At 57.6% G+C, this 14,159-nt stretch carries 16 protein-coding genes; 8 read left to right on the top strand and 8 right to left on the bottom strand.

The genetic code is table 11. The features are described from left to right. Window position 1 precedes the first annotated feature (1 nt). Entirely contained in the window at window positions 2-862 is an 861-nt protein-coding gene (locus tag AC2FF7_RS16310; RefSeq protein WP_480868120.1) for a D-amino-acid transaminase, read from the top strand. Window positions 863-905: 43 nt separating this feature from the next. On the opposite strand, the gene AC2FF7_RS16315 is transcribed toward AC2FF7_RS16310, so the two are convergent. The 3 genes from AC2FF7_RS16315 to AC2FF7_RS16325 form a co-directional block, all read right to left on the bottom strand. Then, window positions 906-1,220 carry a DUF1244 domain-containing protein gene (locus AC2FF7_RS16315; protein ID WP_170754950.1) on the bottom strand — a complete coding sequence of 105 codons (315 nt, stop codon included), beginning with the start codon at window positions 1,218-1,220 and terminating at the stop codon, window positions 906-908. 73 nt (window positions 1,221-1,293) lie between these two features. Next, window positions 1,294-1,533 (bottom strand): DUF6868 family protein, encoded by a 240-nt coding sequence (locus tag AC2FF7_RS16320; RefSeq protein WP_480868118.1) that lies wholly within the window; start codon window positions 1,531-1,533, stop codon window positions 1,294-1,296. 59 nt (window positions 1,534-1,592) lie between these two features. After that, window positions 1,593-2,330, bottom strand: coding sequence for an N-formylglutamate amidohydrolase (locus tag AC2FF7_RS16325; RefSeq protein WP_496905961.1), 738 nt, complete (start codon window positions 2,328-2,330; stop codon window positions 1,593-1,595). A gap of 133 nt (window positions 2,331-2,463) precedes the next feature. Between AC2FF7_RS16325 and pyk the strand changes: the two genes are divergently transcribed. The 6 genes from pyk (at window position 2,464) to AC2FF7_RS16355 (ending at window position 7,823) form a co-directional block, all read left to right on the top strand. Next, window positions 2,464-3,909, top strand: a complete 1,446-nt coding sequence (gene pyk, locus AC2FF7_RS16330; RefSeq protein WP_496905962.1) for a pyruvate kinase — start codon at window positions 2,464-2,466, stop codon at window positions 3,907-3,909. 211 nt (window positions 3,910-4,120) lie between these two features. Then, entirely contained in the window at window positions 4,121-4,558 is a 438-nt protein-coding gene (locus AC2FF7_RS16335; RefSeq protein ID WP_170356081.1) for a universal stress protein, read from the top strand. A 14-nt stretch (window positions 4,559-4,572) separates the two neighbouring features. After that, window positions 4,573-6,123, top strand: coding sequence for an alanine/glycine:cation symporter family protein (locus tag AC2FF7_RS16340; RefSeq protein WP_170754957.1), 1,551 nt, complete (start codon window positions 4,573-4,575; stop codon window positions 6,121-6,123). Window positions 6,124-6,303: 180 nt separating this feature from the next. Next, on the top strand, window positions 6,304-6,504 hold the full coding sequence (rpmI, locus tag AC2FF7_RS16345) for a 50S ribosomal protein L35 (protein WP_010443552.1): 201 nt from the start codon (window positions 6,304-6,306) through the stop codon (window positions 6,502-6,504). A 14-nt stretch (window positions 6,505-6,518) separates the two neighbouring features. Then, window positions 6,519-6,884 carry a 50S ribosomal protein L20 gene (gene rplT, locus AC2FF7_RS16350; RefSeq protein WP_008756009.1) on the top strand — a complete coding sequence of 122 codons (366 nt, stop codon included), beginning with the start codon at window positions 6,519-6,521 and terminating at the stop codon, window positions 6,882-6,884. 162 nt (window positions 6,885-7,046) lie between these two features. After that, a complete protein-coding gene (locus AC2FF7_RS16355; RefSeq protein ID WP_170754959.1) occupies window positions 7,047-7,823 on the top strand; it encodes a methyltransferase domain-containing protein in 777 nt (258 codons plus the stop codon). A gap of 99 nt (window positions 7,824-7,922) precedes the next feature. On the opposite strand, the gene AC2FF7_RS16360 is transcribed toward AC2FF7_RS16355, so the two are convergent. Continuing rightward, window positions 7,923-9,314 (bottom strand): aminotransferase family protein, encoded by a 1,392-nt coding sequence (locus tag AC2FF7_RS16360; RefSeq protein ID WP_170754961.1) that lies wholly within the window; start codon window positions 9,312-9,314, stop codon window positions 7,923-7,925. A gap of 217 nt (window positions 9,315-9,531) precedes the next feature. Here AC2FF7_RS16360 and AC2FF7_RS16365 point away from each other — a divergent pair, with 217 nt between their 5' ends. Continuing rightward, complete coding sequence (locus tag AC2FF7_RS16365) at window positions 9,532-11,160, top strand: acyl-CoA synthetase (RefSeq protein WP_170724724.1); 1,629 nt, start codon at window positions 9,532-9,534, stop codon at window positions 11,158-11,160. Here AC2FF7_RS16365 and AC2FF7_RS16370 read toward each other — a convergent pair. The 4 genes from AC2FF7_RS16370 to AC2FF7_RS16385 form a co-directional block, all read right to left on the bottom strand. Next, window positions 11,157-11,498 carry a DOPA 4,5-dioxygenase family protein gene (locus AC2FF7_RS16370; protein WP_480868108.1) on the bottom strand — a complete coding sequence of 114 codons (342 nt, stop codon included), beginning with the start codon at window positions 11,496-11,498 and terminating at the stop codon, window positions 11,157-11,159. The two genes, AC2FF7_RS16365 and AC2FF7_RS16370, sit on opposite strands and share 4 nt — an antisense overlap. Window positions 11,499-11,580: 82 nt before the next feature. Continuing rightward, the gene (maiA, locus tag AC2FF7_RS16375; RefSeq protein WP_480868106.1) at window positions 11,581-12,216 is read right to left on the bottom strand and encodes a maleylacetoacetate isomerase; all 636 of its coding nucleotides are present in this window, start codon (window positions 12,214-12,216) and stop codon (window positions 11,581-11,583) included. A gap of 12 nt (window positions 12,217-12,228) precedes the next feature. After that, window positions 12,229-12,432: a DUF2783 domain-containing protein gene (locus tag AC2FF7_RS16380; RefSeq protein WP_480868104.1), complete on the bottom strand. Its 204-nt coding sequence runs from the start codon at window positions 12,430-12,432 to the stop codon at window positions 12,229-12,231. 5 nt (window positions 12,433-12,437) lie between these two features. Then, entirely contained in the window at window positions 12,438-14,048 is a 1,611-nt protein-coding gene (locus AC2FF7_RS16385) for an FAD-dependent oxidoreductase (RefSeq protein ID WP_480868102.1), read from the bottom strand. Window positions 14,049-14,159: the final 111 nt, after the last annotated feature.

Below are 14,159 nucleotides of genomic sequence, written 5' to 3' on the forward strand. Positions count from 1 at the left end.
CATGACCCGCACCGTTTACGTGAACGGAGAGTACCTGCCCGAGACCGAGGCCAAGGTCTCGATCTTTGACCGTGGTTTCCTGATGGCCGACGCCGTTTATGAGGTGACCAGCGTGCTGGACGGCAAGCTGATCGATTTCGAAGGCCACGCCGTGCGCCTGAAACGCTCTCTGGACGAGCTGCAGATGGCCGAGCCATGCAGTAAGGATGAACTCCTGGCTATTCACCGCAAACTGGTCGAGCTGAACGGGATCGAAGAAGGTCTGATCTACCTGCAGGTCTCGCGTGGCAGCGACGGGGACCGGGATTTCGTGTTCCCTGCGGCCGATACCAAGCCGACGCTGGTTCTGTTCTCCCAGAACAAGCCGGGATTGGCCGACAGCCCGGCCGCGCAGAAGGGCGCTAAGATCATCTCGATTGATGACATTCGCTGGGGCCGCCGTGATATCAAGACAGTGCAGTTGCTGTACCCGTCGATGGGCAAGATGATGGCCAAGGCCGCCGGATGCGATGATGCGTGGATGATTGAGGATGGCTATGTCACCGAAGGCACCAGTAACAACGCCTATTTCGTAAAGGACGGCAAGATCGTGACCCGCCCGCTGTCCAACGACATCTTGCATGGGATCACCCGCAAGGCCGTGTTGCGTATGGCTGCCGAGGCGCAGATGGAAGTCGAAGAACGCCTGTTTACGATCGATGAGGCGAAAGAGGCGGATGAAGCGTTCACCACCTCGGCCAGCGCCTTTGTCATGCCGGTAGTCGAGATTGACGGCGTCGCACTAGGCGATGGCACGCCAGGGCCGATTGCCAAGCGTCTGCGTGAGATTTATCTGGATGAAAGCCGCAAGGCGGCGATCTAAGCAAAAGGCTCGCCAAACCGGCGGGCCTTTTTGATTTCAGCGTTCAACCTTTTTTGGTGACGTTTTCGTCAAAGGCGACCTCGAAGGCGGCCTGTTTTTCGGGGCTGGCTTCGGTCTGATAATTGGCTTTCCACTCATCCATGGTCATGCCGTAGAAAATTTGACGGGCTTCGTCCTTGCCCATCTCGATGCCCTTTTCATTCGCCGCTTCCTGATACCAGCGCGACAAGCAGTTGCGGCAGAACCCGGCCAGATTCATCATGTCGATGTTCTGCACGTCGGTGCGGTCTTCCATCAGGTGCTTTTGCAACCGGCGGAAGGCTGCGGCCTGAAGTTCGATTTCGGTTTGCTTGTCCATGCGCTGACTCCGGATGACAGTATCGTTGTCCTTGACCTAGCGGTCCGGAGGCGATGTTTCAACAAACAGGATGTCAGGCCAGTTTCAAGGCCAGCCAAGGTACGATGAAAAAGATCAATGTAAGGATCTTGTAGTTGGCCAGATACCGGAAATACGCTCGTTTCACTTCCGACCGCTCCATCTGGAATAACTTGCTGTGAATGCCCGCAATCTGCTCCTGCAGCAGTAGGACCATTAATGTTGTGAACAACAGCACTGCGATGTTCAGCGCGGCCATCCAACCAAACACAGAGGTTGCGAATTCCTGGGTCATGGCGATCCCCTTTCGACGAATATATGGGGATCAGGTGGTATCCTCACAATGAGGTGTGGTCAAAGGTCGCTGGTATCCAGTGCGTCCTGCAGCACAACTGCCAAACGTTCCGCCCAAGCCCGTTGTCCAGCGTGATCGGCGATCAGATCATTGCGCAGCTCGATCAGGGCATTGGGGCGACCAAAGGCGGTGCAGTGCTTGTCGATGGCATCTCCGGGCAGGACACCGGTATAGGGTTCGTTTACGCCGACGCACAGGTCGTCTTCTGCCTGCAACCGGGTGATCAGCGGGCGCGCAAAACGCTCGTCCGGGGTGTGCAAAACGCCCACATGCCACGGGCGGGGGTCGCGCCCCCGCAGCTGTCGGGTAAAGGAGTGCATGGACACGATCACCGCATGGGGTAAGGCCGCCAGCTCGGCCAAAGCATTGTGATAGGGGCGATAACACATGTTCAGTCGCCGTTCCCGCTCGGTCGCGTCGGCGTGACGATTGCCGGGGATGATCGACCCATCATACAGCTTCATCAGCAGGGTCGGGTCATCCTCGCCCCGGTTCGGGTCGATCACCAGACGCGAGAAATTGGCCGCCACTACAGGCGCGTTCAGGATTTCCCCAAGATGTTTCGAGACCTCGTACGCCCCCACGTCATAGGCGATGTGACGCTCCATATCCTCGCGCGGCAGGCCGAGGTCTCCGCCGTTGATGTCATGCGGGACGGTGTTGGTGGCGTGGTCACATGTGATCAGCCAACGCGAAGGGCGATCTGCGCCGTGGATAAAAAACGGAGAATACGTCATAAGCCTGTCATCTGGTTCGTCGCAGGTGTAGGGCAGTTGCTAATAAAAGGGAATTGCGCAATAAGCAGCTTGAAGCAATGTTTGCGGTAACATTTGCGCGACGCCCAGGGAATACGTGAGGAGAGCACCAACAATGCGACGCCTGAGAAATGTGAAAATCGTGGCGACGCTGGGTCCGGCGTCGAATGACTATGACATGATCCGAGCCCTGCACGAGGCCGGGGCCGATGTGTTCCGCTTGAACATGAGCCACGGTAGCCATGATGAAATCCGCGAGCGGCACCGGATTATCCGTCAGGTTGAAAAGGATCTGGACAGCCCGATTGCCATTCTGGCCGATTTGCAGGGACCGAAACTGCGTGTCGGCGTCTTTGCCAACGACTCTGAGGACTTGGAAGAGGGGGCGGCGTTCCGGCTGGACCTTGACCCGGAGGCCGGGGACATCAATCGCGTTTGCCTGCCGCATCCCGAGATTTTCGCCGCGTTGGAACCCGGCGCACGCCTGCTTGTCAATGACGGTAAAATCCGCCTGATCGTGCAGGAGTGCGGTCAGGATTTCGCCAATTGTACCGTTGAGGTGGGTGGCACGATCTCTAACCGCAAAGGCGTGAATGTGCCTGATGTGGTGCTGCCGTTGGCGGCCCTGTCGGCCAAGGACCGCGACGATCTGGAATTTGTTTGCCAATTGGGTGTCGACTGGCTGGCGCTGAGCTTTGTGCAGCGCGCCAAGGACGTTTTTGAGGCGCGCGCGCTGGCCGATGGTCGGGCGGCGATCCTGTCCAAGATTGAAAAGCCCGCCGCGGTCGAGGCATTTGACGACATTCTGGATGCGTCTGATGGGATCATGGTGGCGCGTGGCGATCTGGGGGTTGAACTGCCCGTTTCAGCAGTACCGCCCATTCAGAAACGTCTGGTGCGCAAGTGCCGGGGCGCGGCCAAACCGGTGATTGTCGCGACGCAGATGCTGGAAAGCATGATTGAAAGTCCAATGCCCACGCGGGCCGAGGTTTCGGACGTGGCAACCGCGATCTATGAGGGCACCGATGCTATCATGCTCAGTGCCGAGTCGGCTGCGGGTTCCTACCCGATCGAAGCCGTGCAGACAATGAACAAGGTCGCCATCGAGGTCGAGGCGGACCCGACATATGGCCAGATTATTGCCTCGTCTCGTACGGCCAAGGGGACAACGATCGCCGATGGGATCGTTGCCGCTGCGCGCGAGATTGCAGAAAAGACTGATATCAAGGCGATCTGCTGCTTCACCCAAAGCGGGACTACTGCTTTGCTGACTGCCCGAGAAAGGCCCGAAGTGCCGATTATCGCCATGACCCCGGCCACCGGCACTGCGCGGCGACTATGCCTGAGCTGGGGGTGCCATTGTGTGATGACGCCCGAGCTGGAGCGTTTCAAGGGCGCGGTTGTGAATGCAGCCCGTGCAGCTCGTGCTGGGGGCTTTGCCGCTGAAACTGATCAGATCGTGGTGACTGCTGGTGTGCCGTTTAATGTGCCGGGCACCACCAATATCCTACGTATCGCGCCCTGTGATGAGCGTTTGATTTACAACACAGATCCGGGTTGAGGCCCTGTGTTGCTCAATAAATAGGCAAAATATACACTTTAAAAACATATATATAGATGAAATTTGAGGGTAATCAGCAGTTTCCCCTCTGTTTTTCGCTGTTTTTCTCGGATACTGATTTTCACGGGTAGTCTATTGAATTCGTTCCAGACTCCGGCTGCCCGCCCGGGGGCACGGGCCCCGGTATAATCAACAATATTGGAGAAACGTCATGACAACCAAGATTGTCATCGGACTGGACGGGACAGAAACCGGAGAGCGCGCGATCGCCTTTGCCAAAGACTTGGCTGAGCGGATCGGAACGTGTGAATTACTTGTGGTTTACGTCATCGAATGGTCCCCTTTTACTTTTCAGACACCTGAAGAAAACGCCCAGAGACACAAGCGGCGCGAAGAAGAAGTTGCATTGGCGACTTCGCGCATCGTTACGCCTGCGGTTGATGCTTTGACCTCGGGCGGGTTCACGGCCCAGGGCATCGTGCGCCACGGCGACGTGGCCGAAACGCTGAACGCGATCACGGTCGAAAATGGCGGCACCCAGATCATCGTCGGGCGAGCATCGGCAGATGGGTTCAAGAAACGGCTGTTCGGCAGTTCGACCCAGAATCTGGTCATGCATGCCGATGTACCGGTCACTGTCGTGAACTGAGGAGAGCGATGAAAATGAGTATCTATCAGAAAACAGCGCTGGCCGCCGCCGTGATGCTGGGCGCAAGCCCCGCAATGGCGCAAGAGGCCGCGGGTCTGGACGACAGGATCAATCAGGCTTTTGCCGATTTTACCGGCCCGTTCGTCAGCTTTATCTTCGCGCCGTTTCCCGGCACTGGTTTCCCATGGATCGTGGGGTGGCTGGTTGTCGCCGCGACGGTCTTTTCAGTGTATTTCGCCTTTGTGCAGTTCCGTTTCTTTGGGCACGCGATCAGCCTAGTCAAAGGCGATTATTCCGACCCGAATGACGCCGGCGAAGTCAGCCACTTTCAGGCGCTGGCGACTGCGCTTTCAGGTACGGTCGGTCTGGGCAACATTGCCGGTGTGGCCGTGGCCATCGGGATCGGCGGGCCGGGCGCGACTTTCTGGATGATCATGGCGGGCCTTCTGGGCATGGCCTCGAAATTCACAGAATGTACGCTGGGCGTGAAATACCGAAATGAATACGACGACGGCACCGTGTCGGGTGGCCCGATGTATTACATGTCCAAGGGCTTTGCTGAACTAGGCCTGCCAGGTGGCAAGATCCTGGCGGTTCTGTTTTCGATCTTCTGTATCCTTGGCGCGCTGGGCGGGGGCAACATGTTCCAGGCCAACCAGGCGCACCAGCAGATCGCGGGCATCGTCGGAGATTATCCCGGCTGGATCACCGGTTTGGTCTTTGCGGGTATCGTATTCGCTGTGATCGTGGGTGGCCTGAAGTCCATTGCGCGTGTGACCGAAAAAGTCGTGCCGTTTATGGGTGTCATGTATGTTCTGGCCGCTCTGGTCATTATCATCATGCATGCGGATCAGATCGGGTGGGCCTTTGGTCAGATTTTCGCAGGCGCCTTCACCGGCCTCGGCGTTGCTGGCGGTATGGTCGGTGCGCTGATTCAGGGCTTCCGTCGTGCGGCATTCTCGAACGAAGCGGGCGTGGGCTCGGCTGCGATCGCGCACTCGGCGGTGAAAACCAGCGAGCCGATAACCGAAGGGTTCGTGTCCCTGTTGGAGCCGTTCATCGACACGGTTGTGATCTGTACCATGACAGCGCTGGTAATCATCATCACCCAACAGCTGATCGTTGATCCGGCAACTGGCCTGTACGTGCTGAACGAAGCGGGCAACGGTATCGCAACCGTTGACGGCAATTCGGGCGTCAGTCTGACCTCGGCGGCCTTTGGCAGCGCCTTTGGCTGGTTCCCGTTCGTGTTGGCCATCGCGGTGGTTCTGTTCGCCTTCTCGACCATGATCAGCTGGTCCTACTACGGCCTCAAGGCCTGGACCTACCTGTTTGGCGAGGGTCATACCAAAGAGCTGATCTTCAAGATCATCTTCTGTGTCTTCGTGGTGATCGGTGCGGCGGCCAACCTTGGTCCGGTCATCGATTTCTCGGACGCGGCGATCTTTGCCATGGCGGTTGTGAACGTCTTTGCGCTGTATTTCCTGATGAAGGTCGTGCGCGAAGAGCTGGCGAGCTATGCGGCCCGGCTGAAAAGCGGCGAAATCCGCAAATTTGGCCACTAAATCATTTCACCGGGGCGGTTTGCGTCGCCCCGGTGCCTGACCAGTTGCAGAATCCGCAGATTCTGGTCCAAACCCCCTTGCCAGTATGATCGAACTTGCGTAAACGGCGCATCTGTTGCGTGACCGGCCGAGATGGCATGCCGAGTCGCGTCTGAAACCGAACCCTGGAAGGAGACGGAAATGCCTAAGATGAAGACCAAGTCGAGCGCCAAGAAGCGCTTTAAGGTGACTGCGACCGGTAAGGTCCTTGCTGGCCAGGCCGGCAAACGGCACGGCATGATCAAGCGGACCAAAAAGTTCATCCGCGACGCCCGTGGCAACACCACCCTGTCCGCCCCCGACGCCAAGATCGTCAAGGGCTACATGCCCTACGACCGCTAAGAGGAGATACCAACATGTCCCGCGTTAAAGGTGGAACCGTAACTCACGCCCGTCACAAGAAGGTCATCAAGGCCGCCAAAGGTTACTATGGCCGCCGCAAGAGCACCTTCAAGGTTGCCCGTCAGGCCGTCGACAAGGCCAACCAGTACGCAACCCGCGACCGTAAGAACCGCAAGCGCAACTTCCGCGCGCTGTGGATCCAGCGTATCAACGCTGCTGTCCGTTCGCATGACGAGGCTCTGACCTATTCCCGCTTCATCAACGGCCTGAACCTGGCCGGTATCGAAGTGGACCGCAAAGTTCTGGCCGACCTGGCCGTGCACGAACCGGAAGCGTTCGGCGCGATCGTCGCCAAAGCTCAGGCCGCTCTGGCTGCCTGATCCTCTGATACAGAGACAGTGAATGAAAGGCCGTCCCATTCGGGGCGGCTTTTTTGTTCGGCGGTTGTCTGAAAGTTGGCTTTGCTCTGCCGGCAGACTTATTTGTCAGGAAATGTTAGATGTCGAACCACTGGTTAAACTAATTTCTTCGGGGTCGGCGACATGCTTGAGTTTGATGAGGAGACAACCCGTCTTTTGGATAGTGTCTATGAAGGCGCCGACGTAACGCGTCGACGTCGCGGTTCCTTTGATGCGCTAAAGCCTTCCCCCGGTGATACCATAGCGGACATAGGATGCGGCAACGGCCTATTAACGGCAGAGCTAGCTCGGGCAGTTGGTGGAACCGGCCATGTCATAGGAATTGATCCTAGTGACGCTATGCGGCATTCGGCCGAAAATAGATGTCAAACTTATGATTGGGTCAAGATCGTTGAAGGCGAAGCCGGACGCCTTCCCGTCAAAGACGCCTCGGTTGACAAGGCCGTATCAGTGCAGGTGTATGAGTACCTGGACGATATTCCGGCCGCGGTGGGCGAAGCCTATCGGTGCTTAAAACCAGGGGGGGTGCTCGTCATAGGCGATATCCATTTCGACAGTTTGATATGGTTCAGTGAAGATCCTGCTCGGATGGCGCGGATGGTAAGGGCATGGGATGAGCATTTTGTTGAGAGAGGAGTGCCAGCTCTTTTGCCTCCAATCCTGACGGATGCTGGTTTTGAAGTGGAGGGAGTAGCTCCCGTTACCGTTTGCGATACTCAACTCCGGCCAGATGGGCTGGCCAATATGTTGATTGTCCTGATGGAAAGGTTCACTAAGTCCAAGCAGCTTTTACCTGATGAGGAAGCGGCCGCCTGGGCAGATGAACAGAGAGCCTTGGCTATGCAAGGAAAGTTTTTCTTTTCTCTAACTCATTTCGTCGTCAGCGGCCGTAAGCTATAGCAACGGAGCAGTAGAGCTATAGTTGGCTCGTTGTTTCTCGTTACGACCAAAAGACCGGCGCCATGGGCACCGGTTTCTGGGCTGTAATCAACTAGTAGTCTACCCAAACACACGCCCGAGCGCACCGTCCACCGCGTCGGTGATCTGGTCGATATCGTCCGGAGTGGCAATCAGCGCGGGTGAGAAGCACAGCGTGTTGTTCTTGCCTGGCACCGAACGGTTGGTCACACCGATGATCACCCCCTGCGCCATGCAGTCGGCCACAACTGCTTGTGCCATCTTTTCGTTCACCGGCTCGCGGGTGGAACGATCCGCAACCAGTTCTGCGCCAAGGAACAGGCCCTTGCCGCGCACGTCGCCGATGACTTTGTGCTTTTCCATCAGCTCTTGCAGGTTACCCATCATGCGCGCGCCCATGTCGGTGCAGTTTTGCAGCAGGTTTTCATCTTCGATGATCCGCATGTTCTCGATCGCCGCCGCCGGGCCTGCAGTGCAGCCGCCGAAGGTAGAGATGTCGCGGAAATAGTTCATCGGGTCGTCTGCATTGTCTTTGAACATGTCAAAGATTTCCTCGGTGGTGACCATGCAAGCGATGGCGGCGTAACCCGAGGCGACGCCCTTGGCCATGGTCACAAAGTCAGGCTTCACACCATATTGCTGATAGCCAAACCATGTGCCGGTACGACCAATGCCACAGACAACTTCGTCGATATGCAGCAGGATGTCATACTTGTCGCAAATCTCCTGCACGCGCTGCCAATAGCCTTCGGGGGCCTCAATCACACCACCGCCAGCGGTCACGGGTTCGAGGCACAGTGCGCCGACAGTATCGGGGCCTTCGCGGAGGATGACCTCTTCGATCTGATCAGCAGCCCATTCGCCGAAATTCTCTTCGGGGGCGCCGTCCAGCTCGTGCTTGCGGTATTCCATGCAGTGCGGCACGCGCACGAAATCCGGCGCGAAGGGGCCGTATTGAGCGTTACGCTCATCCTGACCACCCGCCGACATCGCCGCGAGGGTTGAGCCGTGGTAGTCGCGATCGCGGTAAAGAATCTTGGTCTTCTTGCCGCCGTATTTCTTGTGGGCGATCTGGCGGACCATCTTAAAGGCTTTCTCATTCGCCTCAGAGCCCGAGTTCATATAGTAAACGCGGCTCATCCCCGGCATCTTGCTGATCAGCTTTTCCGCAAAGATCGAGCCCGGAATCGACCCGGCCGAGTTGGCGAAGTAACACAGCTTCATCAGCTGGTCGTAGACCGCCTTGCAGATCGATTCGCGGCCATAGCCCACGTTGACCGTCCAGACCCCGCCGGATACGGCATCCAGATGTTCCTTGCCGTTCTGGTCCCAAACGCGCATGCCTTTGCCTTCGACAATGATGCGCGGATCATTGGTTTCAAAGGGTTTGTGCTGGATCAGGTGGTGCCAGATATGGGCGCGGTCGGCTTCGACCACGCGGGAAAGATCGTTTTCGTTGAACGTGCCGTCCATGACATGTCCTTTCACAAAGTATGGGTGCGCAAGGTGCGGGAACTGGGTCCCGGCCTGTGTGTTCTTGATGGCTCAGATCACCGCGAATGGCCATCCGTAGATAGGGCCAGATTGCATCATCGCGTATCGCCAGTCCATGACTGTGCGCGTATTTCTACGAATTTGTCTTGCCTGCGGGATTGTGATCAAGTCCCGTGCAATAAGGGAGGGGCAAACGATGACCGAAGCCAATATCTATGAGCGTCACCTGGATAGGAACCGGGCAAATTATACGCCCTTGTCGCCGCTAAGTTTCATAGAGCGGACCGCGCAGATTTATCCCGACTATCCGTCCGTTGTTTACGGCGCGCGCCGGTACACATGGGCCGAGACATATACCCGGTCCCGCCAAATGGCTGGCGCTTTAGCCGCGCGCGGGATCGGCAAGGGCGACACCGTCTCGATCATCGCCGCCAACATCCCCGAAATGTACGAGGCGCATTTCGGTGTCCCAATGTCCGGGGCGGTGCTGAACGCCATCAACACGCGACTGGATGCACCGATCATCGCGTTTATCTTGAATCACGCAGAGTCCAAGGCCCTGCTGGTTGACCCAGAATTCTCGGGCGTCGTCAAAGAGGCGTTGAAACAGGTCGATCACGACGTACTGCTGATCGACATAGAAGATGACAGCTTTGAGGGCGGTGAAAAGCTTGGGGCGCTGACCTATGACGCGCTGCTTGCTGAAGGCGACCCAGAGTTCGCGTGGTCTTTGCCAGATGACGAATGGAACGCAATCACCCTGAACTATACGTCGGGTACAACGGGCAATCCCAAGGGTGTTGTGTACCATCACAGGGGTGCGATGCTGAACGCGCAGTCTGATCTGTTGGATTGGGATATGCCCAAACACTCGGTCTATCTGTGGACCTTGCCAATGTTTCACTGCAACGGTTGGTGTTTTCCGTGGGCGATGGCGGCGAATGCGGGGGTTTCGGTTTGCTTGCGCGCTGTGCGGGACGAGCCGATCTATGCTGCTTTCCGCGATGAAAAGGTCACGCATTTCTGCGGCGCGCCGATCGTTCTGAACATGCTGGCGAACGCGCCGGATCACCTCAAGGATTTCGACCACCAGATCAAAGTGATGACCGCTGGTGCTCCGCCACCTGCGGCAGTTATCGCGAATATGGAAGGGATGGGGATCGAGGTCACCCATGTCTATGGGCTGACCGAGACATACGGCCCTTCGGTTGTCTGCGCTTGGAAAGACGAGTGGAACACTAGAGATGCAGACGAACGCGCTGCGTTGAAGGTACGGCAGGGTGTGCGGTACACGGCTTTGTCCGGGCTGATGGTAGCCGACCCTGAAACGCTGGCCCCTGTGCCTGCCGATGGCGAGACCATGGGCGAGATATTCATGCAGGGCAATGTCGTGATGAAGGGATACCTCAAGAACCCAGATGCGACCGACAAGGCGTTCAACGGCGGATGGTTCGCCTCGGGCGATCTGGGGGTGATGCACCCCGATGGCTATATTGCGCTCAAAGACCGGTCCAAAGACATCATCATCTCGGGGGGCGAGAACATTTCGTCGGTCGAAGTGGAAGATATCCTGTATAAACACCCCGCCGTGATGGAGGCTGCCGTGGTCGCCCGGCCCGATGATAAATGGGGCGAGACGCCCTGTGCATTTGTCGAACTCAAGCCCGGCGCGCAGACGAGTGACGCAGACATCATTGCATTCTGTCGCGATCACATGGCCCATTTCAAAGCGCCCAAGACGGTGGTGTTCGGGCCGCTACCCAAGACGTCGACCGGCAAGGTCCAAAAGTTCAAGCTGCGGGATCAGGCTAAAGCGCTGGGCTAAGCACCCATTCGGTCAAAGATCGACAGGTCCAGCTTCAGCATCTCGCCCATCCAGATGGCGCGATCCCGGTGGTCCTCAAGATGTTGGCCGGTTTCGGGATGCGTAAAGATGGTCAATCCTTGCCGGTTCAGCATCAGCCATGGAATGACCTGATCGAAGGCGTCCGGGGCAAAGGCCAATTGGCAACTCCACCGCGGATGCGGGCCGACATTTTTGGCGTGCATCCGACCTATCTCAACAGGGAACAGGCGACCTGCTTCTTGGCAAAGCTGTTGCGCGATTGTTTGAGTATCAGCATCGAAATAGACATGGGCGTGATAGCCGGTGATCTCGGGCATAGGGGCCTCCATCCTTGCTGAGAAGACTTTATGCCGCGGCGGTTCTATTTCCTACTAACGTGCGCACACAGACCCTGTGCAGTCAGTCAGGCTCGTGCCGGTCCGGGTGCGCCTGTGCAAAGGCGGGCAGGTCTGCGCAGGCAGCGTCGACACTCAGGATACGGGGTAGTCCGGTCAGATCGACCTGCCAGCGACGTGCGTTGTATAGCTGAGGGATCAGACACAGATCGGCCAAACCGGGCTGTGCGCCTGTGCAGTAGGGGGATTGTTCAAAATCGCCCAAAAGGGTTTCGAACGCCAAAAGGCCGGGGCGGATGAAATGGCGCATCCAGTCGCCGGGCATATCGCCTGCATCGCGGGTCAGCGTGGTGGCGTGGCGCGCGACCGAAAGGTTGCAGACCGGGTGCAGATCCACCGCGATGGATTGTGCCAAGGCCAATGACTGTGCGCGGGCTGCGGGTTCAGCGGGCAACAGACCCAGCCCCCGCGTGTTGTCCAGATAATCTATGATCGCCAGCGATTGAGTCAGCCGCAGGCCGTCAATCTCAAGCACGGGAACCAACCCTTGCGGATTACGTGCCAGATGCGTGTCAGACTTTTGGTCACCACTGGCCAGATCGACAGAAACCGCGCGATAGGCGACCCCAGCCAAATTCAGCGCGATGCGCACGCGGTAACTGGCTGAAGAGCGCCAGAAGTCATACAGTATGACGCTCATCCTTACCTCCTGTCAGTTTTGGTCGTCAGGTAATTCTGCCGTTTTCAAAGCCTGAGACAAGACGCCGGCGTCACCGATATGGTTGGCCAGCACCAAAACCAGCCGTGCGTTGAGCGCGTCGCTGTCTGTCTTGTCCAGCCCGTCATGCAGGGCCAGCAGGTTGGCATAAAAGTCGTCCGCATTGTCGAAATTCGGTGTGAGGATCAAGTCAGCCATCCCACTTACTCCTTTCCGGTTGCACGGCGCATCGCCTGCCGAAATGCGTTTTCTTCGAAAGTGTCCCGCCGGGCGGCCACGTGCTGGTCGGGGCGGATCAAATAGACGGCGCTGTCCGCATCCCCCAGATAGCGACGCTTTAACTCCAGCGTCAGGTCATCCTTCACGGACAATGCCAAGCGCGTGGCTTGGATGCCGCCTTCTTCAAGGCGCTCAGGCGCTTCGGCGTCTATCGTCAGCAGCGTAAATTTTCCGGCCAGTTTAGGCAGCAGGAATTCGTCGCCCAAAGGCGCGTCCGGACAGGCCGAGCCCGGGCATGTGATATCCGGGCCATTCAATGCGTCCGCCGAACTGATCGATGATCCCTTGTACGTGCAGGGCGCGCTAAGACGTCCGGAATTTACCAGAGGGCGTGCGAATTCGTATTTCTCGCTCAGGTCCAGTACCGCGTCGCGCAGTAAACGGGACATTTCGGATTTGGGCGTGATAAAATCGGTCGAGCGGGTCGACATGGTGATGTTCTCATCTGCTGCCTGAACGCGCTCGCGGCTATAACTATCCAGTAGCAGTTCAGGTGCTTGCCCGTCGATCACCAGTTTCAGCTTCCAGCACAGGTTGTCGGTGTCCTGAATGCCCGAATTTGCCCCGCGCGCGCCGAACGGGCTGACCTGATGGGCGCTGTCCCCGGCAAAGAGGACACGTCCATGGCGGAACTTCTCCATCCGGCGGCACTGGAATGTGTAGATCGAGACCCATTCGAGTTCGAACTCCACATCCTCGCCCAGCATCGCCTTAAGGCGAGGGATGACGTTTTCGGGGCGTTTCTCGCGCTCTTTGTCGATGTCCCATCCCAGTTGCAGGTCAATGCGCCAGACACTGTCAGGCTGTTTGTGCAATAGGGCGGACTGGCCCCTGTTGAAGGGCGGGTCGAACCAGAACCAGCGCTCGGACGGGAAATCGGCCTCCATCACCACATCGGCGATCAGGAAGTTGTCTTCGAATATCCGCCCGTCGAAATCCAGCCCCAGCATCCGGCGGGTCGGAGAATGCGCGCCATCGCACGCAATCAGCCAGTCGGCTTCGACGTTATAGGGGCCTTCTGGCGTCTCGACCTCAAGCTTGACGTGGTCGTCATGGGTGCCGATCGCCTCGACCTTGTTGCGGCCGCGAATTTCGATCGGTGCACCTTCGGCCTGCAAAGCGCGGACACGGTCGACCAGAATTTTCTCAAGATGATATTGTTGCAGGTTCACGAAGGCGGGGTTGGAAAAGCCTTTTTCGGGCAGCAAGTCGAACTCGTAGACTTTGCGGTCGTCGAAAAAGACCTTGCCCGCCTCCCATTGCACCCCGGTTTCGGCCATCGGATTGCCGCACCCCAACCGGTCGGCGATATCCAATGTGCGTTGCGAAAAACAGATCGCCCGGCTGCCAAAGCTGACCTTGTCGTTGTCGTCCAGAACGACGACCCCAACACCTTGCTGGGCCAGGTCGATGGCTGCGGTCAGGCCGACCGGACCGGCGCCAACAACGATCACTTTGTGGCGTACAGGTGTCGCAGTGTCCTGATCCGGGCTGCGCTCATAAGCATAAAGCGGTGTTTCGAAGATCTTGTTCATGGTTTCTCTCCCCGATGCGTTGACGCAACTGCTTGCCTCTGGCGAGGCCAAGCCAGAGCCCTATGGGAATGGTTCCATCGAATACGCCGACGAAAAACGATCTGGATCAAA

The sequence above is a fragment of the Ruegeria sp. YTSC325 genome, assembly GCF_059609525.1.